The following is a 24,998-nucleotide window of genomic DNA, read 5'->3' as shown; positions in this document are numbered from 1 at the left end:
TGTGATCGTGGGTAGACGAGAAGCAGCAGCAGAGATCGTGCCGCTGACTCCGGCCAACCCGGTCGGTGTCGCGTTCCGCCGTTCGAGGCGGCCGCACATCCGGTCGCGCGCGGCGGTGTGGGGCTTCGCCTTCACCGCCGCGGTCGGGTTCGCGCTCGTGAATGTCGTCGATCCGTTCTCGGGTGCGACGACCACTCCCGCCTACGCGGAGGCCCTGCACGACATCCCCACCACCTCCCGCTACGGCGAGGCCTCGACGCAGAGCCTCACGGCTCCCGAGGTGCCGGCCCTGAGCGTCAGCCGCGACCCGGTGGCGGTCAAGGCGAAGCCGACGCCGACCCCCACTCCGACCCCGACGCCGACGGCCAAGAAGTCGTCGTCGTCCGGCGCGAGCGCGCCGTCGGCCCCCGCGCCGGATCCCGGAACGGCGAAGGCCATCGCGTACGACATGGTGAAGGCGCGCGGTTGGGGCGACGACCAGTACAGCTGCCTCGTCTCGCTGTGGAACCGCGAGTCCGGCTGGCGCGTCAACGCGTCCAACCCGAGCGGCGCGTACGGCATCCCGCAGGCGCTCCCCGGCAGCAAGATGGGCCCCGGGTGGCAGACCGACGCCACCGTGCAGATCAGCTGGGGACTCGGCTACATCGCCGGCCGGTACACGAACCCCTGCGGCGCCTGGGCGCACTCCGAGTCCGACGGCTGGTACTGAGTCCTCCCTTTAGACTGGGAGTCATGCCGCGCAGCAACCGACCCCGAGGCCGCCACGGCGGCCAGCGGGACGAGGAGCCGGACGGGCTGGAACGCCTTCTCGCGGGCTGGCGGCGCATCGAGGTGCGCCGCGGCATCGAGTGGAACGTGCAGCCGGTGTCGTCCGTGCAGGCGCAGAAGAGCTACTTGTGCCCGGGTTGCGGGCGCGACATCCCGCCGGGCGTCGCCCACGTCGTCGCCTGGCGCGCGGACGGCGTCCTCGGCGACGCGGCCGACCTCGCCGCACGCCGGCACTGGCACGAGTCCTGCTGGAGGATCGCATGAGCACCGAGGGAACGACGACCGAGATCCGCGGCGGCATCGAGCTGCCCGCGCGGCGCGAGGAGATCGAGCTGCACACCGCCGACGGGCTCACGCTGGTGGGCGAGCTTGCCGCGCCGCTCGACCGGACGCCCGTGGCGACGCTCGTCACCCTCCACCCGCTGCCGACCGGTGGCGGGTTCATGGACTCGCACATCCTGCGCAAGGCCGCGGGCCGGCTCCCCGCACTGGCCGACATCGCGGTGCTGCGCTTCAACACCCGCGGCACGGCGTCGCCGCGCGGGCGCAGCCAGGGCGCGTTCGACCACGGTGTGGGCGAGCGTCACGACGTGGAGGCGGCGATGGCGTTCGTGGCGGAGCGCGGGCTTCCCCATCCGTGGCTGCTGGGCTGGTCGTTCGGCACCGAGCTCGCCCTGATGTACGGGCGCGAGCTGCCGATGGAGGGCGTCATCCTGCTGTCGCCGCCGCTGCACCGCGCGAAGCCGGAGCACCTCGCGGCGTGGGCCGGCGACCGGCGACCGATGGTCGCGCTCATCCCGGAGCACGACGACTATCTGCGACCGGCGGAGGCCGCGGAGCGGTTCGCGCCCGTTCCGCAGATCGAGCTCGTGAACGTGGAGGGCGGAAAGCACCTGTGGGTGGGGGAGAACCAGACCCGCCGCGTGCTCTCCGAGATCGTGCAGCGCCTGAACCCCGCCGCACTTCCCCTCCCCACCGAATGGCCGCCGCCCGCGCGCTGACTCCCCGAGTTGCACGTCGTGGCGGCTATTCGAGTGGAATAGCCGCCACGACGTGCAACTCGGGGCGGGCTAGAGCTCGTTCTGGCGCGGGATGACGACCTGCTTGACGATCAGCAGGATCGCGGCGGCGAACGGGATGGCGACCAGCGCGCCGAGGATGCCGAGCAGCGTGCCGCCGGCGAGGGCGGCGACGACCACCAGGGCTCCGGGGACCGAGACCGCCCGGTTCATGATGCGCGGGCTCAAGAAGTAGGCCTCCACCTGCATGTAGATCAGGTAGTAGATGGCGGCGGTGATCGCGGTCGGCGTCCCGGACAGGAAGCACACGGCCACGATGATGACCGAGCCGGTGATGGTTCCGACGAGCGGGATCAGCGAGAAGAAGAACGCGATCGAGGCGAGCAGGATGGGGAACTTCGCTCCGATCACGGTCAGGAAGATCGCGCTCAGCACGCCGTTGACGAGGGCCAGCGCCACCTGGCCCATGACGTACTTGCCGACCGAGTCGGTGATCTGGTCGCCGAGGTCGGCGAAGCGCGCCCGGCGGGAGGCGGGGACCAGCTGGTAGGCCGAGCGCTTGATGCTCGGCAGCGACGCCGTGAAGTAGATGGTCAGGATGATGACGATGATCACGCCGAAGGCGCCCTGCACGATCCCGACGCCCGTCTGCAGCACCTTCGAGGTGATGTCCGGCAGGTTCTGCTGCAGCCATTGGGTGACCGCGTCGATGTTCTGCTGGTTGATGACCGACGGGAACTGGTGCTGAAGGCTGAGGAACCAGTCCTCCGCGCCGCCGTTGTTCACCCAGGAGATGGTGTTCTGCACCAGCTGCGTGGCCTGTCCGACCGCGATCGGCACGATGGCCCAGATGAGTCCGACGAACGCGCCGATGATGATCACGAGGGTGACGACAAGCGCGAGCCAGCGGGGGAACCGCCTGCGCTCGAGGAACGAGATCAGCGGCTCGATGCCGAGCGCGAGGAACAGCGCCGCGCCGATGTAGGTGATGATCGTCGCCAGGCTCGTGATGGCGCTCAGGATGAGGATCCCGAGCCCGACGCCGAGGGTGCCGATCAGTCCGAGGCGGAACGGGTTCTGGATCTTCACGGGTTCCCCCTATGGTCGGTCGCGGGCAGCTTCACTCGCGGTCGGCGGTCGCCTTCTCGGCCTGCTGGAGTACACCGCGCAGGTTCTCGAAGTACCCGGCGACGGCCTCTCGCTCGATCCTAATCTGGGCGAGCCGCTCTTCCGCGTCGGCGACCAGGCGTTGCGTGCGCTCCTCCGTCTCCTCCAGGAGGGCGGCCGAACGCTCCTCGGCGTCGCGGATGACCTCGGAGGCGGTCTCCTCGGCCTGCTTGCGAGCCTCGGTGACGGTGCGTCGCGCCTCGGCCTCGAAGGCCTCCGCCTCGGAGCGGGCCTGCGCTGTGCGCTTCACCGCGTCGGCGAGCTGCACGTTCGCCTCGTCCAGGTACTTCTGCGTCTGCGCCACCGCCTCCTGGTGCCGGGCGAGGTACTCCTTCTCCGCTTCGTCGCGGCGAGCGCGCAGCTCGACGTCGAGGTCGATGCGGGCCTGCTCGATCTCGTGCCTGCGGGCCTCCGCCTCTTTCTGCGTCATGGTGCGCAGCGTGGCGAGCTCGCTCTCGAGGGCGGCGCGGGCGCCGGCGGCCTCCTGCTCGAACGCGGCCTTCCGCTCGGCCAGCTCGGCCTCGAGCGACGTCCTGGCCTCGGCGACCTCGGCGGCGAGGGCGGCGCGCGCCTGGGCCGTCTCCTTCTCCAGGTCGACGCGGGACTGCTCGGTCTCCGTCGCGAGCTCGACGCGCGTGCGCTCGGCCTCGCGCTCCAGCTCCAGCCGCTGCTGCTCGCGCTGGTCGGCCAGCTCGGTGGCGGTGGTGGTCCGGAGGTCCTCCAGCTCGACCGTCGTGCGGCGCACGTCCTCGGCCAGGCGGGAGCGGGTCTGCTCCGTCTCGGCGGCCAGCTCGCTCGCGGTCTGCTCGCGGTCGGCGGCGAGAGTGGACTTCGTCTGCTCGACCTCGGCGGCGAGGGCGGCCTTGGTGGTGCTCACCTCGGTCTCGAGGGCGGACTTCGTCTGCTCGACCTCGGCCGCAAGCTCGCCCTTGGTCTGCTCGACCTCGGCGGCCAGCTCGGTGCGGGTGCGCTCCACCTCGTCGGCCAGGGCGGCCTTCGTCGTGGTGACCTCGGTCTCGAGGGCGGACTTCGTCTGCTCCACCTCGGCGGCGAGCGCGGCCTTCGTGGTGGCGACCTCGGTCTCGAGGGCCGACTTCGTCTGGGCGACCTCCGCCGCGAGAGCGGTGGTGGTCGACTCCACCTCGGCGGCGAGGCGGGCGCGCTCGGCGGCGAGCTCGGCCTCGACGGCGCTGCGCTCGCGGGCGATCTCGTCCGCCAGTGCGGTGCGCGCGGTGTCGACCTCGGTCGCCAGGTCGGCCCGCAGCTGCGCCGCCTCCGCCTCGAGCTCGCGGCGCTGCCGCTCGGCGTCCGCGGCGAGGCGCGTGCGGGTCTGCTCGACCTCGGCCGCCAGTTCGCTCGCGGTCTGCTCCCGGTCGGCCGCGAGGGCGGCGGCGGTCGCGACGCGGTCCGCCTCCAGCGCGGCACGGGTCTCGGTGGACTCCTTCTCCAGAGCGCTGCGCGTCTGCAGCTCGTCGTCGGCGAGCTGCTTGGTCGTCCGCTCGACCTGCTCGGCCAGTGCCGACGTCGTCGTGGTCACCTCGTCCTGCAGGGCGGCGCGGGTGGAGGTGACCTCGTTCTCGAGGGCGGATCGTGTGGTGGTGACCTCGGTCTCCAGCTCCGACTTCGTGCGGGCGACCTCCTCGGCCAGGGCGGAGCGGGTGCGGGTCACCTCGTCGGCCAGCTCGGCCTTGGTGCGCTGGACTTCGTCCGCCAGGGCGGACCGCGTGGTGGTGACCTCGTTCTCGAGCGCGGAGCGGGTCTGCTCCGTCTCGGCGGCGAGGGCGGACTTCGCCTGGGCGACCTCGGCGGCGAGGGCCTTCTTCGTCTGCTCGACCTCGGTGGCGAGGGCCTGCCGGGTGGTCGCGTCCTCGTTCTCCAGGTCGGCGCGGGTCTGGGCGACGTCGGCAGCGAGCGCGGCGCGCTGCTCCTCCACCTCGGCGGCGAGGTCGGCCCTGGCCTGCGCGGCCTCGGCGGCGAGGGCGTTGCGGGTCTCGGCCTCCTGCGCGGCGAGGCGGTCGTTCGTCTCGGCGACGCGGCGGTCCAGATCGAGGCGGATCTGTGCCGCCTCGCGCTCGAAGGCGGCACGGTCGTCGGCCAGGGCGTTCTCGAGCTCGGCCCGGCGCTCGGCGATGGTCCGGTCGAGCTCCGCGGCCTCGGCGCGGGCGGCCTCCGCCTCGCGCGAGGCGACGGCCTTCAGCTCGGCCGCCTCCCGGTCGGCCTCCGCGCGGACGGCGGCGGCCTCCCGCTTGCTCGTGGCGCGCAGCTCCGCGGCCTCGGTCGCGACCGCGCCGCGGATCGCGGCGGCCTCGCGCATCGCGTCGGTGAGGAGGGTCTCCTTGTCGGCGCGGGTCTTGGTGAGCAGCTCGCCCGACTCGATCTGGGCGTCCTCGAGCAGGGTGGTCGCGCGGGCCTGGGCGTCGGCCAGGATGCGCTCCGCCTGAGCGGCCGCGGCCTTCTTGACCTTCTCCACCTCGGCGCTGACGCCGGCGCGCAGCTTCTCCGCGTCGATGTCGGCCTGCGCGATCAGGCGCGTCGACTGCTCCTCCGCCACCCTCAGGGTGTTCTCGAGCTTGGTGCCGAGGCCGGAGTAGGTGGGACTGCCGACCTCCTCGATCTCGTCGTTCAGGTCCTCGATGCGGGCCTGGAGGCGCTTGATCTCCTTCGCGGCGTCCGCCGCCTGGGTGTTCGACTTGATCAGCTCGCGGCGGAGCTCCTGCAGCGCCTTGTCGACCTCGTCCTTGTCGTACCCGCGGAAGACCTGCGTGAAGTTGGATTCGTCGGTGGCCACTGTGGTTGCTCCTGGGGGATGATTCGGGTCGACTCGCCGCTCGCGTGCCGCGTCGATCCTACAATTCCGCCGTCGGCGCCCGCACGGGGGGCTGCGCGAGCGTCCAGAGAAGGGTTAGCTGCCTCTCAGGCACGTCCGCTATCGTCGGATAAATGTGCCCGCCCCCGAATTCCGGCACATGAGGAGTCCTGCTTGCGTTTCGTACTCGCCATCGTCGCGTTCGTCGTGGCCGCCGTCATGATCGTCGCCGGGATCGCTCAGCGCACCGTCTTCGCTCCGCCGACCAGCATCAAGGCGGCGACGACCGTGTCGGGCGATCCCCGTTACGTCGTGATCGACGGCTCCGTGCTGAACGCGCACCCCGGTCAGCAGACGCTCACGGTCACCGGAACGCCGGAGCCGGGCAAGCAGGTGGTCGCTTACGGCCGTACAGCGGACATGAAGGCGTGGCTCGGGGACCAGCGCTACGTGGCCGTCAGCTATCAGAAGGCGACGGGCAAGCTCGCCACGAAGACCGTCACGCCGAAGGCCGCGAGCGAGGGCAGCGGCAGCGGTTCGACCTCGACCTCGACTCCGGCGCCCACATCGACTCCGGCCGCGGGCGCCGCGACCGGCACCGGCTCCGCGACGACGGCGGACACCGCCTCGAAGGCCGGTCCGAACCCCGCGGGCTCCGACCTCTGGCTGGAGGAGTTCGACGGGACGGCCGCGCAGGTCACCCGCATGAACATCCCGGACGACGTGAGCGTCATCGTCGCCTCCGACGGTACGAAGGCGGCGCCGTCGAACGTCAGCGTCACCTGGCCGGTCGACTCCAGCACGCCGTGGGCGTTCCCGCTCATCATCGGCGGCCTGATCCTCCTCGTGATCGGCATCGCCCTCTACCTGTGGGGCCTGTACGCGCACCGCCGCTCGCGCGGCCCGCGCCGGAAGAGCGGCCCCAAGATGCCGAAGCTGCCGAAGGCGCCCAAGTACAAGCCGACCGCCATGATCGAATCCACCCCCCGCGGCCGTCGCTCGACCCGCCGCGCCCGCGTCATGCTCCCCGCAGCCCTGATCGGCGCGCTGGCCCTCACCGGCTGCACGACCGGCACGGATGCGGCCACGACCCCGACGAAGACCGCGACGCCGCTCGCCACCGAGGCGCCCGACGCGAAGGACCAGCTGCCGCCCGCGGTGACCGTCCCGCAGCTGGAGCGCATCGTCAAGCGCATCTCCGAGTCCGCCGCCGACGCCGACGCGAAGGCGAGCCCCGACCTGGCCAAGGCACGCTTCGTCGGGCCGGCGCTGCAGCTGCGCACCGCGAACTACGCCATCCGCGCCAAGAAGGCGGACGAGCCGGCGCTCCCGGCCATCCCGGCGAGCCCGATCGTGCTGTCCCTCCCGCAGGCGACCGACGCCTGGCCGCGCACGGTGGCCGCGGTGATCGACTCGCCGAAGGACGCGAAGGGCAACGCTCAGGCGCCCATCGCCCTGACCATGGTGCAGGAGACGCCGCGCGACAACTACAAGGTCGAGTACGCCGTCTCGCTCGAGCCGAAGGCGAAGGTGCCGAACCTCGCCCCGGCGAGCATCGGATCCGCCGTCGTGCCGCCGGACTCGAAGCTGCTCGCCCTGCCGCCCGCGAAGGTGGCCGCCGCGTACGGCGACATCCTGATGAACGGCGACAAGAGCCAGTACGCGAGCCAGTTCGACTCCGCCGGCGACACCTTGCAGCCCCAGGTCGGCGCGGCGTGGAAGCTCAAGCAGCAGCAGCAGCTGGCCCAGCAGTTCGGCAACACCTCCGCCCTGAGCTGGACGCCGGGGGTCGGGCCGGGAGACGTGCTCGCGATGGCCACCAACGATTCGGGCGCCATCGTCTGGGTCAACCCCCGCGAGACCCAGCTGCACAAGGTCGTGGAGGCCGGCGCGCAGGTCATTCCCGGCGCCACGACCGCCGCCCTGAGCGGGATCGCCTCCTCCAACACCGGTGTCGAGTCGGTGTTCGACTACCAGCTGATGTTCTACGTCCCGCCGGTCGGGTCGAAGGACAAGATCCGCCTGCTCGGTTTCGCCCAGGGTCTCGTCGCGGCCAAGCAGATCGGCTGACGGGGCGCACCGGACGGTGTCCCCACGCGAGTAGGCTTGTCTGTCGTGCAACGCTGGAACCGCACGCATCTGGAGGATCAATGAGCAACGTCCCGCCGCCCACCAATCTCCGCGGAGCCGTCGACCTCAGCTCGCTCGTCAACCGGCCGGCGGAGGGGACGCCCGCCGCGGCCGCGCAGCCCGGCTCGGCCGCCCTGACGCTCCCGAGCCTGTACTTCGAGGGCACGGACGCCAACTTCAACGACTTCATCGACCTGTCCATGCGGGTCCCGGTCCTGGTCGACTTGGGCACGGAGCGCTCGGAGCAGTGGAAGCAGTTCTCGCCGGTCCTCGAGCGCCTGGTCGGCGGCTTCGGCGGCCGGCTCGTGCTCGTGCGCATCGACGTCGACGCGAACCCGCAGCTCACCCAGGCGTTCCAGGCGACGGCCGTGCCGACCGTCGCCGCGCTGGTCGCCGGGCGCCCCGTCCAGCTCTTCTCCGGCGCGGTGCCGGAGGAGCAGGTGAAGGATGTGCTCGAGCAGCTGCTGCAGCTCGCCGCCCAGAACGGCGTCACCGACACGGTGGCCGTCGAGGGCCCGGCCGGCGAGCCGGACACCGCGGCCGAGCCTGCGCCGGAGCCGCCGCTGCCCCCGCTGCACGCCGAGGCGTACGAGGCGATCGACCGCGGCGACTACGAGAGCGCGATCCGCGCCTACCGCACCGCGATCGCGCAGGACCCGCGAGATGCGATGGCGGTGGCCGGGCTCGCTCAGGTCAGCCTCCTGGCGCGGCTGAGCGGGCACAGCGCGGACAAGCTGCGCACGGCGGCGGCCGAGGCGCCGAAGGACGCGGCTGCCCAGCTAGGCGTCGCCGACCTGGACATCTCCGGTGGTCACGTCGAGGACGCGTTCGACCGGCTGCTCTCCGTCTTCCCGTCGCTCGACGCCACGGGCAAGGAGGAGGTGCGCTCCCGCCTGCTCGACTATTTCGAGATCGTGGGTGTCGACGACCCCCGGGTGGCCAAGGCCAGGGCTAGGCTGGCCTCGCTGCTGTACTGAGGCCCCTCCCCACCGGGCCGGCCGGCGGCATCCTCACCGTCCGCCCCACCAGAGGGAGTGACCGCGCATGCCCCGTGTGCTCGTCGTCGGAGGCACCGGCCTGGCCGGGCGCGCCGTCACCGAAGAGGCGGTGGAGCGCGGGCACGAGGTGGTGGTCGCGGCCCGCCGGGTGCCCGACGACGACGCCGAGGCGTACGTGCCCGGCGCCGCCTATGTGACGACCGACCTCGTCACCGGGGCGGGGCTCGAGGAGGCGGTCGACGGCGTCGACGTGCTCATCGACACCAGCAACGGCCTGGGCAAGCAGGCCGCGAACGTCTTCGCGACCGGAACCCAGAACCTGGTCCACACCGCGGCCCGCTTCGGAGTGCACCGCGCGGTGCTGCTGTCCATCGTCGGCATCGAGGGGTCGTCGTACGGCTACTACCGGGCGAAGGCCGCGCAGGAGCGCGCCTACCTCGACTCCGCTCTGGACACGCGCATCGTGCGCGCCACCCAGTTCCACGACTTCGTCACCGCGATCTTCGACCGGGGACGGCCCGTCGGCGCACTGCTCTCGCCGACGGGCACCCGGTTCCAGCCGATCGCGGTGGCCGATGTGGCCCGCGTGCTCGTCGACGCCGCGGAGGGCGCGGGGGAGCGGGACGGTGTCCTGCACATCGGCGGACCCCGCGTGGAGTCCGCGCGCGCTCTGGCCGAGCAGTGGAAGCGGGCCAGCGGCAGCCGTCGCTACATCCTCCCGATCCGGCTCGGAGGCCCGCTCGGCTCCACCTGGCGCGCCGGCCGCAACCTCGCCCCCGAGCACGCCGTCGACGGCGCCCCCTACGCCACCTGGCTCGACTCCCGCGCCTGACGCCCGCGCCTGAGCCTCGCGGCTCAGCGGCGGGGCTTGAGCCAGAGGGCGCCGAGCGGGGGGAGGGTCAGCACGGCGGAGGCGGGGCGCCCCATCCACGGCTCGTCGACCGCGGTCGCCGAGCCGAAGTTGCCGACGCCGGAGCCGCCGTACGCTTCCGCATCCGTGTTGAGCAGCTCGTCCCACTCCCCGGCGAAGGGCAGGCCGACGCGGTAGTCGGTGTGCGGGTTGCCGGAGAAGTTGAACAGCACCGCGATCGGGTCCCCGTCGTGGTCCTTCCGCAGGAACGCGATCACGTTGCCCTGGGCGTCGGACCCGTCGAGCCACTCGAAGCCGGCCGGCTCGTTGTCGCGCGCCCACAGCTGCGGGTGCGCGCGGTAGACGGCGTTCAGCTGCGCGACGAGGTTCCAGAGCCCCTGGTGGGCGGGCTGGTCGAGCATCCACCAGTCGAGGCCGCGCTCCTCGCTCCACTCCGAGAGCTGACCGAACTCCTGGCCCATGAACAGCAGCTGCTTGCCGGGATGCGCCCACATGAACGCGAGGAACGCACGCACGTTGGCCAGCTGCTGCCAGTGGTCGCCGGGCATCTTGTTCAGCAGCGACCCCTTGCCGTGCACGACCTCGTCGTGGCTGATCGGCAGCAGGAAGTTCTCGCTCCACGCGTACACGAACGAGAACGTGAGCTCGCTGTGGTGGTAGTTGCGGTACATCGGGTCCTCGTGGATGTACTGCAGCGAGTCGTGCATCCAGCCCATGTTCCACTTGAGCCCGAAGCCGAGGCCCCCGGAGGAGGTGGGCGCGGTGACGCCGGTGTAGCTGGTCGACTCCTCCGCGATCATCACGGTGCCCGGGTTGCGCTTGTACGCCGTGGCGGTGACCTCCTGCAGGAAGCCGATCGCCTCCAGGTTCTCCCGGCCGCCGTGGATGTTCGGCTCCCACTCGCCGGCGTTGCGCGAGTAGTCGAGGTAGAGCATCGAGGCGACCGCGTCGACCCGAAGGCCGTCGACGTGGAACTCCTCCAGCCAGTACAGGGCGTTGGCGACGAGGAAGTTGCGCACCTGCGAGTTGCCGTAGTCGAAGATGTAGGTGCCCCAGTCCTTGTGCTCGCCGCGGCGCGGGTCCGCGTGCTCGTACAGCGGCTGGCCGTCGAAGCGGGCGAGCGCCCAGTCGTCCTTAGGGAAGTGGCCGGGCACCCAGTCGAGGATGACGCCGATGCCGGCCTGGTGCAGCCGGTCGATCAGGTACTTGAGGTCGTCGGGGTCGCCGAACCGGCTGGTGGGGGCGTAGTACCCGGTCACCTGGTAACCCCACGACCCGCCGAAGGGATGCTCGGCGAGCGGCAGGAACTCCACGTGCGTGTACCCGAGCGCGCCGACGTAGTCGATCAGCTCGTCCGCGGCCTCGCGGTAGCCCAGGCCCGGGCGCCAGGAGCCCAGGTGCAGCTCGTAGACGCTCATGGGGCCGGAGTGCGGGTCGTGCGCGGCGCGGTGCTGCATCCACTCGTCGTCCGCCCACTCGTGCCGGCTGACGGTGATCCGGGAGGCGGTCGCAGGCGGGGTCTCGGCCAGCTGCGCGAGCGGGTCGATCTTGCGCACCCACTGGCCGTCCTGCGCCAGGATGTCGAACTTGTAGATCGCGCCCTCGCCGAGGCCGGGGACGAACAGCTCCCAGACGCCGGAGGAGCCCATGTTGCGCATGGCGTACAGGGTGCCGTCCCAGCCGTTGAAGTCGCCGACCACGCGCACGGCGCGCGCGTGCGGCGCCCAGACGGTGAATGCGGTGCCGACCACGCCGCCGAGGTCGCGGACGTGCGCACCCAGCGCGGTCCACAGCGTCTCGTGGCGGCCCTCGCCGATCAGGTGCAGGTCGAGCTGGCCGATCGTGGGCAGGAAGCGGTACGGGTCGTCCGCCGTCCACACGCTGCCGTCGTCGTAGCGCGCCTCGAGCAGGTACGCGCCGGGGCCGATGATGTCGACGCCCTGCCACACGCCGTGCCCGAGGTGGGCGAGCTCGACGTGCGCACCGTTCGGGAGCACGGCGAACACCTCCTTCGCCAGCGGCCGGAGCGCCCGGATCACCGTGATCGGGTCGGCGACGCCGGGAGCGGCGACCTGGTGCTGGCCCAGGACCGTGTGCGGGTCGTGGTGGCTGCCGGAGGCGATGGTGGCGAGCAGGGTGTCGTCGAGCGTGGGCAGATCGACGGCGGCCGCGCCTTCGGGGATCGGGGACATGGCGGTACTCCTTGCGGTTTGCGGGTCGCGTTCGGCGGTCAGAGCGGTCGGACGGACAGGATGTGCACGGGCTCGGTGAACGCGTCCAGACGGACGTAGTCGTCGGCGCCCCAGATCCAGCGCTGGCCGGTCACCCGGTCCTTCACCTCGAACTGTGCGCCGTACGGGATGCCGAACGCCGCGGAGTCGAGGTGGACGATCGTCTCGCGCACCGAGTGCGGGTCGACGTTGGCGACGACGATGACCGCGTCGGCCTTGCCGCTGCGGGTGAACCGTCCGTCGAGGTACTTCGAGTAGACGAGGATGCTGTCGTCGTCGCTGCTGTGCAGCGTCAGGTTGCGCAGCTGCCGCAGGGCGGGGTGCTCGCTGCGGGCCCGATTCAGCATGGTCAGATAGCCGGCGAGCGAGCGGCCCTGCGCCTGCGCCTTGGCGTAGTCGCGCGGCCGGTACTCGAACTTCTCGTTGTCGATGTACTCCTCCGCGCCCGGCCGGGCGACGTTCTCGAACAGCTCGAACCCGGAGTAGACGCCCCAGGTGGGCGCGGCGGTCGCGGCGATGGCGGCGCGGATCTTGAACGCCGGCTGACCGCCGAACTGCAGGTACTCGGTGAGGATGTCCGGCGTGTTCACGAAGAGGTTCGGCCGCAGGTAGTCGGCCGTCTCGTGCGCGAGCGAGTCGAGGAACTCCTCCAGCTCCTCCTTCGTGTTCCGCCAGGTGAAGTACGTGTACGACTGCTGGAAGCCGGCCTTCGCGAGCGTCCGCAGGATAGCCGGGCGCGTGAACGCCTCGGCGAGGAACACGACGTCCGGGTCGGTGGCGTTGACCGTGTGGATGAGCCACTCCCAGAAGTGCAGCGGCTTGGTGTGCGGATTGTCCACACGGAAGATGCGGACGCCGAGCGACATCCAGTGCCGGACGATGCGGAGCACCTCCTGGCGCAGGCCCTCGTAGTCGTTGTCGAAGTTGATCGGATAGATGTCCTGGTACTTCTTCGGCGGGTTCTCCGCGTAGGCGATGGAGCCGTCCGGGAGGGTTGTGAACCACTCCGGGTGCTCGGTCACCCACGGGTGGTCGGGCGACGCCTGCAGGGCGAGGTCGAGCGCGACTTCGAGTCCGGCCTGCTTGGCCTTGCCGAGGAAGAACACGAAGTCTTTCTCGGTGCCCAGGTCGGGGTGGATGGCGTCGTGGCCGCCCTCCGCGCTGCCGATGGCCCACGGCGATCCCGGGTCGTTCTCGCCCGCGACCAGGGTGTTGTTCGGGCCCTTGCGGAAGGTGCGCCCGATCGGGTGGATCGGGGGCAGGTAGACGACGTCGAAGCCCATCGCGGCGACCTCCGGAAGCCGCTTCGCCGCGGTGCGGAACGTGCCGGACTGCCAGGAGCCGTCGGCCAGCCTCTTCGCGCCCTCGGAGCGCGGGAAGAACTCGTACCAGCTGCCGACGCCGGCGCGCGTGCGCTCCACCTGGATGGCCCTGGTGGCCGACAGCGACGGCAGACTGACCACCGGGCGCTCGGTGAGCACGTGCTGGATGCGGTCGTCCACGGCGGCCTGGAAGCGCTCCTCGACTGGCCGCTTGGTGTCCGCGACGACCTTCGCCGCCTCGGAGAGGTGACGGCGCTCCGCCGTGCTGCGGCGCTTGTCCTTCGACGCCCGCACCAGCAGGTCGTGGCCGATGGTCAGCATGAGCTCGACGTCGATCCCGGCCGGGACCTTCACCTCGGCGTTGTGCCGCCAGGTCGCGTACTCGTCGGCGTACGCCTGCACGCGGTACCGCCAGAGGCCCGTCTCCTCGAGCTGCACGTGCACCTCCCAGCGGTCGGTGCCCGGCTCGATCGGGTGCATGTGGTGCTCGGTCTGCGTGCCGGAGGGGTCGAGCAGGATCAGGTCGACGCCGATCTTGTCGTGCCCCTCGCGGAACGCGGTCGCCCGGAACGGGATCACCTCGCCGCTGAACGCCGTCGCCGCCCAGAGCCCCTCATCCACCTGCGGGGAGAGCTCCAGGATCGGGATACGCGGCAGCAGCGGCTCGTACGGCGCAGGAGCCTGCGCCTGCAGCGCGCTCGCCGCGGACCGTCCGTTCGTGCCCGTGTCGTCCGTCTCCTGCCCGTTCGTGCCCCGGCTGCCTGCCGCGGGCGTCGCCGTGGCCGCCTCTGTCGCGGCGGCTGCTGACCTGGTCGCTGCGTTCTTCACCACGTCCCGACCGTACACTCATTAACCTGCGCGACATGAGGCTCGTTTACAGTGGACCGGGTGAAGGCCATCCGTAGATTCACCGTCCGCGCAGTCCTCCCCGAGAACCTCTCCGCATTGGAGGAGATCGCCGCCAACCTGCGGTGGTCCTGGCACGAGCCGACACGCGAGCTCTTCGCCAGGATCTCGCCCGACCTCTGGCAGCAGGTGAGACACGACCCGATCGCGCTGCTCGGCGCCGTGGAGCCGTCCCGGCTGCAGGAGCTGGCGGGCGACCAGGGGTACGTCGACTGGGCGAACCACATCCGCGACGACCTCCGGTCGTACCTCGGCGAGCCGCGCTGGTACCAGTCGCTCGGGTCGGACGCGCCGCAGACGATCGCGTACTTCTCGCCCGAGTTCGGCATCGCGGCCACCCTGCCGCAGTACTCCGGCGGCCTCGGCATCCTCGCGGGCGACCACCTGAAGGCGGCAAGCGACCTCGGCGTTCCGCTGGTGGCGGCCGGCCTGTTCTACCGCTCCGGCTACTTCTCCCAGGCGATCTCGCCGGACGGCTGGCAGCTGGAGAGCTACCCCGTGCTCGACCCCGACGGGCTGCCGCTCAGCGTGCTGCGCAACCCGGACGGCTCGCCGGTGCAGATCTCGCTGGCCCTGCCGGATGGCGTGCTGCACGCGCGCGTCTGGCAGGCCGCGGTCGGCCGCGTGACGCTGCTGCTGCTCGACACCGACATCCCGGACAACGAGGAGCGCCTGCGCTCGGTGACCGACCGCCTGTACGGCGGCGGGGGAGAGCACCGGCTGCTGCAGGAGCTGCTGCTCGGCGTCGGCGGGGTGCGCGCCGTCAAGGCGTGGACCGAGCTCACCGGCGCGCCGCCCGCGGAGGTGTTCCACACCAACGAGGGCCACGCCGGGTTCCTGGGGCTGGAGCGCATCTCCGACCTGATCGGCGAGGGGCTGACCTTCGACCAGGCCCTCCAGGTGGTCCGCGCCGGCACCGTGTTCACCACGCACACGCCGGTGCCCGCGGGCATCGACCGGTTCGACCGGGCGCTGGTCCAGCGGTATTTCTCCACCTCGCTGCTGCCGGGGGTGAGCGCCGACGAGGTTCTGCCGCTCGGCGCGGAGGACTACCCGGGCGGCTCGCCCGACGTGTTCAACATGGCTGTCATGGGCCTGCGGCTCGGCCAGCACGCCAACGGCGTCTCCCAGCTGCACGGCGACGTGTCCCGGCACATGTTCAACGGCCTCTACCCGGGTTTCGATCCGCAGGAGGTGCCGATCGACTCGGTCACCAACGGCGTGCACGCGCCGACCTGGACCGACCCGATGCTCCGCGCCCTCGCCCTCGAGCGCCTCGGCACCGAGGACACGACGCACGCCGACTGGGGCAACGCCTCCGCGGTGACCGACCTCGACCTCTGGGGCGTGCGCAACCGGATGCGCGAGCAGCTGGTGCAGGACGCGCGCCGACGGCTCGAGGCCGCGTGGGCGGAGCAGAACCCGGGCGGCATCTCGCCCGCGTGGATGGACGACCTGCTCGACCCGAACGTGCTCACCATCGGCTTCGCCCGCCGCGTGCCGACCTATAAGCGGCTCACGCTGATGCTGCACGACCCCGACCGGCTCCGCCGCATCCTCACCGACCCGGAGCGGCCGGTGCAGTTCGTGATCGCGGGCAAGTCGCACCCGGCCGACGACGAAGGCAAGCGCCTCATCCAGAAGCTGGTGCAGTTCGCGTCGGAGAACGACATCCGGCAGCGGATGGTGTTCCTGCCCGACTACGACATCGGGATGGCGCAGCTGCTGTACCCGGGCACCGATGTGTGGCTGAACAACCCGCTGCGCCCGCTCGAGGCGTGCGGCACGTCCGGCATGAAGGCAGCCCTCAACGGCGCGCTGAACCTGTCGATCCTCGACGGCTGGTGGAACGAGTTCTACGACGGCGAGAACGGCTGGGCGATCCCGTCCGCCGACGCTGCGGGCGACGGCGCCGAGCGCGACGCGCTCGAGGCCGAGGCGATGTACGACCTGATCGAGCACCAGATCGCGCCGCGGTTCTACGACCGCGACGCCGACGGCGTCCCCGCCGCCTGGGTCGCGCGCATCCGGCACACGCTCGCGACGCTGTCCTCGCCGCTGTCGGCGGAGCGGATGGTGCGCGAGTACGTCGAACGGCTGTACCTGCCGGCGGCGGGTTACGAGAGCCGGCTGACCACCGACGACTACGCCGGCGCCCGCTCGCTCGCCGACTGGAAGACCCGGGTCAAGGCCGCCTGGCCGGGCGTCGCGGTCGCGCACGTCGACGCCGGCGGGCTGGACGCGGTGCCGCAGGTGGGCGACGAGCTGCACGTCCGCGCGCTGGTGCAGCTGAACGGGCTGTCGCCGGACGACGTCGAGGTGCAGGTCGTCTACGGCCGCAGCCAGGAGGGCGACGAGCTGGTCGACGTGCACCGCCAGGCGCTCACCGTCGACACGTCCGTCCCCGGCACGCACGACGCGTCGGTCGCGCACGAGTTCGTCGGAACGGTCCGTCTCGCGTGGGCCGGCTCCTTCGGCTACACGGTCCGTGTCGTCCCGGTCAACCCGTACCTGCTGACCCCCGCCGAGCTCGGCCTCGTCACCACCGCCTCCTGACCCACCCCCCAAGCCGTCAGCTCCGGACTTTTTCGACCGATTCGCGCCGATTCGCTCGAAAAAGTCCGGAGCTGATGGCTTGGGGGCGGGCTATTTGGCGATGGGGGCGTAGCTGGCGTCGGTCGCGGTGAGGAGGTCGGCGGGGGAGAGCTCGATGTCGAAGCCGCGCTTGCCGCCGGAGACGAAAACCGTGTCGAACAGCTGCGCGGTCTCGTCGACGACCGTGACGTGACGGGTCTTCTGACCGATCGGGCTGATGCCACCGACCACGTAGCCGGTGCGCCGCTCCGCGACGGCCGGGTCGGCCATCGCCGCGCGCTTCGCACCGACGGCGGCGGCCAGCGCCTTCAGGTCCAGCATCCCGGTGACCGGCACGACGCCGACGACGAGGCCGAGGTCGGTGTCCGCCAGCAGGGTCTTGAACACCCGGTCGGGTTCGACGCCGAGCGCCTCGGCCGCCTCCAGCCCGAACGACGGCGCGGACGGGTCGTGCTCGTACGGGTGCGCCGCGAACGGCAGGCCGAGGGCCGTCAGCGCGACCGTCGCCGGGGTGCCGGCCGCGGCCTTCTGCTTCGCCATCAGGACGCCTCCCGCGGTCCGTTCGCCCGGTACAGCTGCATGGAGGTGCCGCCCACGAGTCGCGTCGTTCCCGGCGGCAGCTCGGTCTCGTCCTCCGGGATCGGCACCTCGGTCGCCGAGTCCCACAGCAGCTGGTACGAGGTGACGCCCGGGGCCTGCGGCAGGGAGACCTCCACGTCGTCCTCCACGCCGTGCACGATCAGGAGGATGCGGTTGAACTCCTCCTTGTCGGGCGTCGAGGCCGCGAGGTACTGGAGCGTGCGGTTCTCGGGCGAGTTCCAGTCGTCGTCGTCCATCCGCTGGCCGGTCGCGTCGTACCAGTCCATGTGGCTGGCGTTCGGCGTGGTCTGCCCGGCGACGGCGTAGAGGGCGGGACGAAGCGCCGGGTTCTCGCGCCGCAGCTGCAGCAGGCGCTTGGTGGTGTCGGCCAGTTCCCGCTGCTCGCGCGTGCGCAGCCAGCTCAGCCAGGTGAGCTCGCTGTCATGGCAGTACGCGTTGTTGTTGCCGCGCTGGCTGCGGCCGTACTCGTCGCCCGCGGTGATCATGGGCACGCCCGCCGACAGCAGCAGCGTTCCGAGGAGGTTGCGGACCGCCTTGGCGCGCGTCATCAGCACGGCCTCATCCACCGTCGGCCCCTCGACGCCGTGGTTGAACGACCGGTTGTTGTCGGTGCCGTCGCGGTTGTCCTCGCCGTTGCCGAGATTGTGCTTCACGTCGTAGGCGGTCAGGTCGGCCATGGTGAAGCCGTCGTGCGCCGTCACGAAGTTCACCGAGGCGAGCGGGCCGCGCTCCGGCGAGAAGGTGTTGGACGACCCGGCCAAGCGGGTGGCGAAGCCGCCGATGCCGACCGGCGCCTGGCCGTTGCGCCGCGCCTCCGCGATGTCGGCCAGCCAGAAGTTGCGCACCCGGTCGCGGTAGCGGTCGTTCCACTCCGACCAGCCGGCGTGCCCGTCCACGGGACCGGGGAAGTTGCCGGTCTGCCAGCCGCCGAGCCCCACGTCCCACGGCTCGGCGATGAGCTTGACGCCCTGCAGCGCCGGGTCGGTCTGCGCGGCGACGAGCAGCGGATGGTCGCGATGGAACGACGCGTCCGTCCCGCGACCGAGCGTCGCGGCCAGGTCGAACCGGAACCCGTCGATCTGCATCTCGTTCGCCCAGTAGCGGAGCGAGTCGAGCACCAGCCGCTGCGGGACGGGGTTGCCGAAGTCGACCGTGTTGCCGCATCCCGTGACGTCGATGTACGCGCCGGTGTCGTCGTGCCGGTAGTAGGTGGCGTTGTCGATGCCGCGGAAGCTGGTGCGGGGGCCGTCGATGCCCTCCTCGGCCGTGTGGTTGTAGACCACGTCGAGGATGACCTCGATGCCCGCCAGGTGCAGCAGCTTCACCATGCCCTTGAACTCCGCGAGGACCGCCGCCGGTCCCGCCGCCTGCGCAGCGCGGGAGGCGTACGGCGTGTGCGGGGAGAAGAAGTTGAGCGTGTTGTAGCCCCAGTAGTTCGTGAGGCCCTCCTGCACCAGGCGCTGCTCGGAGACGAACGCCTGCACCGGGAGCAGTTCGACGGCGGTGACACCGAGATCCTTCAGGTACGCGATCGTGGACTCGTGGGCGAGCCCGGCATAGCTGCCGCGCAGCTCCTCCGGCACGTCGGGGTTCAGCCGGCTGATGCCCTTCACGTGCGCCTCGTAGATCACCGTGTGGTCGAGCGGCGTCCCCGGCTTGCGCGCGTCGCCCCAGTCGAAGCCGTCCGGCACGACGACGGAGCGCCACCCGTCGCCCCCGACGTGCACGAGGCCGCGCGCGTACGGGTCGATCAGCAGGGCCTCCGGGTCGAAGGAGTTCGCCGGCGCGTTCGGACCCGACACGCGCAGCGCGTAGCGGGTGCCGACGGTGAGCGAGCGCGACCGGCCGACCCAGACGCCGTTAGCGTCCCGGGTCATCGGAACCGACTTGACCAGCCAGTTCGGGTCGGTCTCGTCGAACAGGCACAGCTCCATGGCATCCGCGCTCGCGGAGAACACCCGGAGCTCGCCCGCCTGCGGCCCGACACGTACTCCGAGGTTGCGCAGGGGATCGGACGAGGTCATGCGATCTACAGTAGTGATACCCGCCCGGAGAGAAAGCTCGGAGAACACCGTGCCGGTCTACCTCGACCACGCCGCCACCACGCCGATGCGCCCGGAGGCGATCGCCGCCTACACCGAGGCCATGGCCGTCGTCGGCAACCCCTCCAGCATCCACAGCCAGGGACAGCAGGCCCGGCGGATGCTCGAGGAGGCGCGCGAGACCGTGGCCGCCACCCTCGGCGCCGATCCGATCGAGGTCGTGTTCACCTCCGGCGGCACCGAAGCGGTCAACCTGGCGGTCAAGGGGATGTACTGGGCGCGGGCCGACGGCGGACGGCGCCCGCGCATCCTCGCGCCGGGCGGGGAGCACCACGCGACCCTGGACACCGTGGAGTGGCTGGAGCGCGCGGAGGGGGCTCGTGCCGACTGGCTGCCCCTCGACCGCGAGGGCCGGATCGTCGTGCCGGAGTCGATCGACGGGGACGACGTCGCGCTGCTCAGCTTCCTCGCCGTCAACAACGAGGTCGGCACCGTCCAGCCGGTGGCGGCGCTCGCCGCGGTCGCGCGCGCGGCCGGGGTGCCCGTCCACGTGGATGCGGTGTCGGCCTACGGGCACCTGCCGCTCGACTTCCGCGCCCTCGGGGTGGATGCGCTGAGCGTGTCGGCGCACAAGATCGGCGGCCCCGTGGGCATCGGTGCGCTGGTGCTGAGCCGGGCCTCGACGGTGGTGCCGCTCATCCACGGCGGCGGGCAGCAGCGGCAGGTGCGCAGCGGGACTCAGGATGTGGCGGCCGCCGTGTCGTTCGCGGTGGCGGCCCGTGCGGCGGAGGCCGAACGGGTGGAGGAGACGGCCCGGCTGTCCGCGCTGCGCGACCGGCTCATCCGCGGGGTGCGGGCCGCGGTGCCGGAGGCGGTGCTGAGCGGGCCGGAGCCGGCGTCGGGGGAGCGGGTGGCGTCCAACGCGCACTTCACATTCCCCGGCGCGCAGGGCGACTCGCTGCTGTTCCTGCTCGACCTCGCGGGCGTCTCGGTCTCGACGGGCTCGGCGTGCCAGGCGGGCATCCCGGAGCCGTCGCACGTGCTGATCGCGATGGGACGGACGGAGGAGGAGGCGCGCAGCGCCCTGCGGTTCACGCTCGGCCGCACCTCGACCGAGGCCGACGTCGACGCGCTGCTCGCCGCGCTCCCCGCCGCCTACGCGCAGGCGACCCGCGCCGGCCTCTCCGAGCGCCCCTCCCGCCTCGCCCCCTGACCCCGCCCTCGAGTTGCACGTAGTGGCGCCTATTTCGGCCGGATAGCGACCACGACGTGCAACTCGGGGCGCAGGAGCGCGGCGGTAGGATGGGGCAGGTGAAGGTTCTGGCGGCGATGAGCGGCGGGGTGGACTCCGCCGTGGCGGCGGCCCGCGCCGTCGAGGCGGGGCACGACGTGGTCGGCGTGCACCTTGCGCTCTCGCGCATGCCCGGCACGCTCCGCACCGGCAGCCGCGGCTGCTGCACGATCGAGGACTCGATGGATGCGCAGCGTGCGGCGAACATTATCGGCATCCCGTACTACGTGTGGGACTTCTCCGAGCGCTTCAAGCTGGACGTGGTCGACGACTTCATCGCCGAGTACTCCGCCGGGCGCACCCCGAACCCGTGCATGCGCTGCAACGAGCGCATCAAGTTCGCCGCGCTGCTGGAGAAGGCGCTCGACCTCGGTTTCGACGCGGTCTGCACCGGTCACTACGCCGCGATCGTGAACGACGAGCACGGCAACCGCGAGCTCCACCGCGCGAGCGCCTGGGCCAAGGACCAGTCGTACGTGCTCGGCGTTCTCACGGCCGAGCAGCTGGCGCACGCCATGTTCCCGCTCGGCGCCACGCCGTCGAAGGCCGAGGTGCGGGCCGAGGCGGCCGCCCGCGGTCTCTCCGTCGCGAACAAGCCGGACTCGCACGACATCTGCTTCATCCCGGACGGCGACACCCGCGGCTGGCTGGCCGAGCGGGTGGGCACGGCGACCGGCGACATCGTCGACCGCGAGGGCAACCGGCTCGGCACGCACGAGGGCGCGCACGCCTACACGGTCGGGCAGCGCAAGGGCCTGAACGTCGGCTATCCGTCGCCCGACGGCCGTCCGCGGTTCGTGCTGGAGGTGCGGCCGAAGGAGAACGAGGTCGTCGTCGGCCCGCGCGAGGCGCTCGACATCGCCGAGATCGCGGGGTCGCGGTTCACCTGGGCGGGGCTCGCGCCGGCCGACCCGGCGACGCCGTTCGCCTGCGAGGTGCAGATCCGCGCCCACGCCGACCCGGTGCCGGCCGTCGCGTCCGTGACCGCGGGGGAGCTCGTCATCCGGCCCGATGCGCCGCTCAACGGCGTCGCGCCCGGCCAGACCGCCGTCGTGTACATCGGAACGCGCGTGCTCGGCCAGACGACGATCGACCGCACGGTCTCCGCCGTCCCGGTCTGAGCCGCCGCCGACAGCACGGGGTACCCGGGAGGGGCGCCGCGCCCTAGGCTCCCGCCATGACGGCACAGCGGTCGACTCGTCTGCGGCGCGAGGCGTGGGGCTTCGCGATCGGCTCGCTGTTCTTCCTGGTCGGCGCCGTTCCCGCGTACCAGGACGCCGTGGGCGACGTCGTGGCCAACGCGACCTTCTTCGTCGGGGCGCTGTTCTTCACAGCCGCCGCGTTCATCCAGCTCGCGCTCAGCGGTCGCCGTCCGCCGCGCCGGGAGAGCTCCGCGCCGGACCGGTACGACTGGTGGGCTGCGGCCATCCAGTTCGCCGGGACGCTGTTCTTCAACGTCAGCACGACGGAGGCCCTCATCACCGCGGCGAACAGCTCCACCCGGGTCGGCGACGGCTGGCGTCCGGACGCGTTCGGGTCGATCTGCTTCCTGGTCTCCAGCGCGCTGGCGGTGGCGGCGACGGTCGACCGCGAGCGGCTGTGGGATCCCAGCGCCCGCACCTGGCACGGCACCGGGCTGAACCTGGTCGGGTCGGTGCTGTTCGGTCTCTCGGCGATCGGCGCGTACACCATCCCGTCGACGGGTGACCCGCTGAGCCTGCTGTGGGCGAACCTCGGGACGCTGCTGGGCGCGGCGTGCTTCCTCGTCGCGGCGGTGCTCAGCCGTCGCCCGGTACGGCCGCCGTCGCGCCGCGAACACCGGCCGCGGTCGACGCCGGCGGCCGCGTCGGACGTCGGGGGTGCCGAATAAGCTGGACGCGTGGCGATCGAGACGACGACGGACGACCAGCTCGCTGACGCGCGGGCCGAGGCGCAGCAGCTGACCACGCGCATCCTCGAGCTGCGCGACGCGTACTACGAGCGCGACACCGTGCTCGTGAGCGACGAGGAGTACGACCGCATGATGCGGCGGCTGGAGGAGCTCGAGCGGCTGTACCCCGAGCTCCAGTCGCAGGACAGCCCGACGCAGACCGTCGGCGGCCGCGCCCAGACCACGCTGTTCGCGCCGGTCGAGCACGCCGAGCGCATGCTGAGCCTCGACAACGTCTTCTCGCTGGAGGAGTTCGAGGCCTGGGCGGCGAAGGTCGAGCGCGACGCGGGCCGGAGGGTCGACTACCTGTGCGAGCTCAAGATCGACGGCCTCGCCATCAACCTCCGCTACGAGCGGGGCGTGCTGGTCTCCGCGGCGACACGCGGCGACGGCGTGGTGGGCGAGGACGTGACGGAGAACATCCGCTGGATCCCCGTCATCCCGACCCGGCTGGCGACCGACGACCCGCCCGCGCTGGTCGAGGTGCGCGGCGAGGTGTTCTTCCCGGTGGCCGAGTTCGAGGAGCTCAACGCGCACCAGCTGGAGGCGGGCGAGCGCGTGTTCGCGAACGCGCGCAACGCCGCGAGCGGGTCCCTCCGGCAGAAGGCCGAGGGCAAGAACCCGGCGCAGCTGGAGCTCATGCGCAACCGCCTGCGCCGGCTGCACATGCTCGTGCACGGCATCGGAGCCTGGCAGAACCCGCCGGTCGACGCGCAGTCGAAGGTCTACGAGCTGCTGAAGGGCTGGGGTCTTCCGACCTCCACCCACTACCGGGTGGTCGACGACGCGAAGAAGGTCGACGAGTTCATCGAGTACTACGGCGCCCACCGCGGCGCCGTGGAGCACGAGATCGACGGCATCGTCATCAAGGTCGACGAGCTGGCGCTGCACGACGAGTTGGGCGCGACGAGCCGTGCACCGCGCTGGGCCATCGCGTACAAGTACCCGCCCGAGCAGGTGAACACCAAGCTGCTCGACATCGTCGTGAGCGTCGGGCGCACGGGTCGTGCCACGCCGTTCGCCGTCATGGAGAAGGTGCGCGTCGCCGGCTCCGAGGTGCGGCAGGCCACCCTGCACAACCAGGAGGTCGTCAAGGCCAAGGGTGTGCTCATCGGCGACACGGTCGTGCTCCGCAAGGCCGGCGACGTCATCCCCGAGGTGCTCGGCCCGGTGGTGGAGCTGCGCGACGGCACCGAGCGCGAGTTCGTCATGCCCGAGAACTGCCCGGAGTGCGGCACGAAGCTCGCCCCGGCCAAGGAGGGCGACATCGACCTGCGCTGCCCGAACGCCGAGTTCTGCCCGGCGCAGGTGCGCGGCCGCGTCGAGCACATCGGCTCGCGCGGCGCGCTCGACATCGAGGCGCTCGGCGAGGTCGCCGCCGCGGCGCTCACCCAGCCGCGCTTCCCGGAGACGCCGCCGCTTCCGACCGAGGCAGGGCTGTTCGGCCTCCGGCTCGCCGACCTGTTCCCGATCGAGGTCGTGGTGCGGGATTCGGAGACCGGCCTGCCGAAACTGACCGACTCGGGGGAGGAGAAGGTAGACACCCCGTTCCGCCGCCGGCGGCAGAAGAAGGACGGCGCCTACGACCCGGCCGCCGAGGAGTTCGCGGGCGACGAGCTGTACGTTCCGTCGAAGAGCGCGATCGAGCTGCTGAACAACCTCGCCGCCGCCCGGGAGAAGCCGCTGTGGCGCATCCTGGTGGCCCTCAACATCCGTCACGTCGGCCCGGTGGCCGCCCGCGCGCTGGGCAACCACTTCGGGTCGCTCGACGCGATCCGCTCGGCGACGCGCGACGAGCTCGCCGACGTGGATGGGGTGGGCGGCATCATCGCGGACGCCGTGCTGGCCTGGTTCGAGGTCGACTGGCACCGCGAGATCGTCGAGCGCTGGGCCGCCGACGGCGTGCAGTTCACCACCCCTGGCCACCCGGGGCCCGGGCGCGCGGACGAGGCCGGGGGAGTCCTCGCCGGGCTCACCGTGGTCGCCACCGGCTCGCTCGAGGGCTTCACCCGCGAGGGTGCTCAGGAGGCCATCATCGCGGCTGGCGGGAAGGCCGCGTCGAGCGTGTCCAAGAAGACCGATTTCGTCGCCGCGGGGCCGGGTGCGGGGTCGAAACTGGCCAAGGCCGAGGAGCTCGGCGTGCGGGTCATCGACGCCGCCCAGTTCAAGAAGCTGGTCGAGGAAGGGCCCGCCGCGCTGGACGCGGAGTGAAATCCGCGGGATTTCGGTCCTCCAACTCGCCGACAGGATTGAAATTCTCCCCCCGAATCGGGGGTAGAACGGCTTGCCGTCCGCCACCCGTTCACGGGTAGAGTCGAGGCG

Annotated in this window: 17 protein-coding genes; 11 read left to right on the top strand and 6 right to left on the bottom strand. The window is 71.6% G+C overall.

Annotation, left to right across the window (positions count from 1 at the left end):
* The first annotated feature begins 7 nt into the window (after positions 1–7).
* From P5G59_RS04800 to P5G59_RS04790, 3 genes are read left to right on the top strand one after another with little or no spacing between them, the layout of a single operon-like run.
* Positions 8–709 carry an aggregation-promoting factor C-terminal-like domain-containing protein gene (locus P5G59_RS04800; protein ID WP_301216515.1) on the top strand — a complete coding sequence of 234 codons (702 nt, stop codon included), beginning with the start codon at positions 8–10 and terminating at the stop codon, positions 707–709.
* 23 nt (positions 710–732) lie between these two features.
* Complete coding sequence (locus P5G59_RS04795) at positions 733–1,032, top strand: hypothetical protein (protein ID WP_301216513.1); 300 nt, start codon at positions 733–735, stop codon at positions 1,030–1,032.
* A complete protein-coding gene (locus P5G59_RS04790) occupies positions 1,029–1,769 on the top strand; it encodes an alpha/beta hydrolase (protein ID WP_301216511.1) in 741 nt (246 codons plus the stop codon). Before P5G59_RS04795 ends, P5G59_RS04790 begins: the two co-directional genes overlap by 4 nt.
* Before the next feature lie 69 nt (positions 1,770–1,838).
* Here P5G59_RS04790 and P5G59_RS04785 read toward each other — a convergent pair whose 3' ends face one another.
* Complete coding sequence (locus P5G59_RS04785; RefSeq protein WP_301216509.1) at positions 1,839–2,876, bottom strand: AI-2E family transporter; 1,038 nt, start codon at positions 2,874–2,876, stop codon at positions 1,839–1,841.
* Between the two features lie 31 nt (positions 2,877–2,907).
* Positions 2,908–5,742 (bottom strand): DivIVA domain-containing protein, encoded by a 2,835-nt coding sequence (locus P5G59_RS04780; protein ID WP_301216507.1) that lies wholly within the window; start codon positions 5,740–5,742, stop codon positions 2,908–2,910.
* Between the two features lie 192 nt (positions 5,743–5,934).
* Between P5G59_RS04780 and P5G59_RS04775 the strand changes: the two genes are divergently transcribed.
* The 3 genes from P5G59_RS04775 (at position 5,935) to P5G59_RS04765 (ending at position 9,720) form a co-directional block, all read left to right on the top strand.
* A complete protein-coding gene (locus P5G59_RS04775) occupies positions 5,935–7,830 on the top strand; it encodes a hypothetical protein (RefSeq protein WP_301216505.1) in 1,896 nt (631 codons plus the stop codon).
* A gap of 80 nt (positions 7,831–7,910) precedes the next feature.
* On the top strand, positions 7,911–8,867 hold the full coding sequence (locus P5G59_RS04770) for a tetratricopeptide repeat protein (RefSeq protein WP_301216503.1): 957 nt from the start codon (positions 7,911–7,913) through the stop codon (positions 8,865–8,867).
* Between the two features lie 67 nt (positions 8,868–8,934).
* Positions 8,935–9,720: an SDR family oxidoreductase gene (locus P5G59_RS04765; RefSeq protein WP_301216501.1), complete on the top strand. Its 786-nt coding sequence runs from the start codon at positions 8,935–8,937 to the stop codon at positions 9,718–9,720.
* Between the two features lie 23 nt (positions 9,721–9,743).
* On the opposite strand, the gene glgB is transcribed toward P5G59_RS04765, so the two are convergent.
* Both glgB and P5G59_RS04755 read right to left on the bottom strand, forming a co-directional pair.
* A complete protein-coding gene (gene glgB, locus P5G59_RS04760; protein WP_301216499.1) occupies positions 9,744–11,951 on the bottom strand; it encodes a 1,4-alpha-glucan branching protein GlgB in 2,208 nt (735 codons plus the stop codon).
* A gap of 38 nt (positions 11,952–11,989) precedes the next feature.
* Entirely contained in the window at positions 11,990–13,969 is a 1,980-nt protein-coding gene (locus P5G59_RS04755) for an alpha-1,4-glucan--maltose-1-phosphate maltosyltransferase (RefSeq protein ID WP_301217007.1), read from the bottom strand.
* 231 nt (positions 13,970–14,200) lie between these two features.
* Here P5G59_RS04755 and glgP point away from each other — a divergent pair, with 231 nt between their 5' ends.
* Positions 14,201–16,774 carry an alpha-glucan family phosphorylase gene (gene glgP / locus P5G59_RS04750; protein ID WP_301216497.1) on the top strand — a complete coding sequence of 858 codons (2,574 nt, stop codon included), beginning with the start codon at positions 14,201–14,203 and terminating at the stop codon, positions 16,772–16,774.
* A 90-nt stretch (positions 16,775–16,864) separates the two neighbouring features.
* Here the strand turns inward: glgP and ybaK are convergent, their stop codons facing one another.
* Positions 16,865–17,353, bottom strand: a complete 489-nt coding sequence (ybaK, locus tag P5G59_RS04745; protein WP_301216495.1) for a Cys-tRNA(Pro) deacylase — start codon at positions 17,351–17,353, stop codon at positions 16,865–16,867.
* Positions 17,353–19,437 carry a glycogen debranching protein GlgX gene (gene glgX, locus P5G59_RS04740; protein WP_301216493.1) on the bottom strand — a complete coding sequence of 695 codons (2,085 nt, stop codon included), beginning with the start codon at positions 19,435–19,437 and terminating at the stop codon, positions 17,353–17,355. Before glgX ends, ybaK begins: the two co-directional genes overlap by 1 nt.
* A gap of 49 nt (positions 19,438–19,486) precedes the next feature.
* Between glgX and P5G59_RS04735 the strand changes: the two genes are divergently transcribed.
* The 4 genes from P5G59_RS04735 to ligA all read left to right on the top strand — a co-directional run bounded on the left by P5G59_RS04735 (position 19,487) and on the right by ligA (position 24,887).
* The gene (locus P5G59_RS04735) at positions 19,487–20,668 is read left to right on the top strand and encodes a cysteine desulfurase family protein (protein ID WP_301216491.1); all 1,182 of its coding nucleotides are present in this window, start codon (positions 19,487–19,489) and stop codon (positions 20,666–20,668) included.
* A gap of 98 nt (positions 20,669–20,766) precedes the next feature.
* Positions 20,767–21,867 (top strand): tRNA 2-thiouridine(34) synthase MnmA, encoded by a 1,101-nt coding sequence (gene mnmA, locus P5G59_RS04730; protein ID WP_301216489.1) that lies wholly within the window; start codon positions 20,767–20,769, stop codon positions 21,865–21,867.
* A 56-nt stretch (positions 21,868–21,923) separates the two neighbouring features.
* The gene (locus tag P5G59_RS04725; protein WP_301216487.1) at positions 21,924–22,616 is read left to right on the top strand and encodes a hypothetical protein; all 693 of its coding nucleotides are present in this window, start codon (positions 21,924–21,926) and stop codon (positions 22,614–22,616) included.
* Positions 22,617–22,625: 9 nt separating this feature from the next.
* Entirely contained in the window at positions 22,626–24,887 is a 2,262-nt protein-coding gene (gene ligA, locus P5G59_RS04720) for an NAD-dependent DNA ligase LigA (RefSeq protein ID WP_301216485.1), read from the top strand.
* Positions 24,888–24,998 lie beyond the last annotated feature (111 nt).

This window comes from Leifsonia virtsii (genome assembly GCF_030433675.1).
GTDB classification, from domain to species: Bacteria; Actinomycetota; Actinomycetes; order Actinomycetales; family Microbacteriaceae; genus Leifsonia; species Leifsonia virtsii.
Note: the sequence above shows the minus strand (reverse complement) of the source record. Positions and strands in the feature narration are given on the sequence as shown.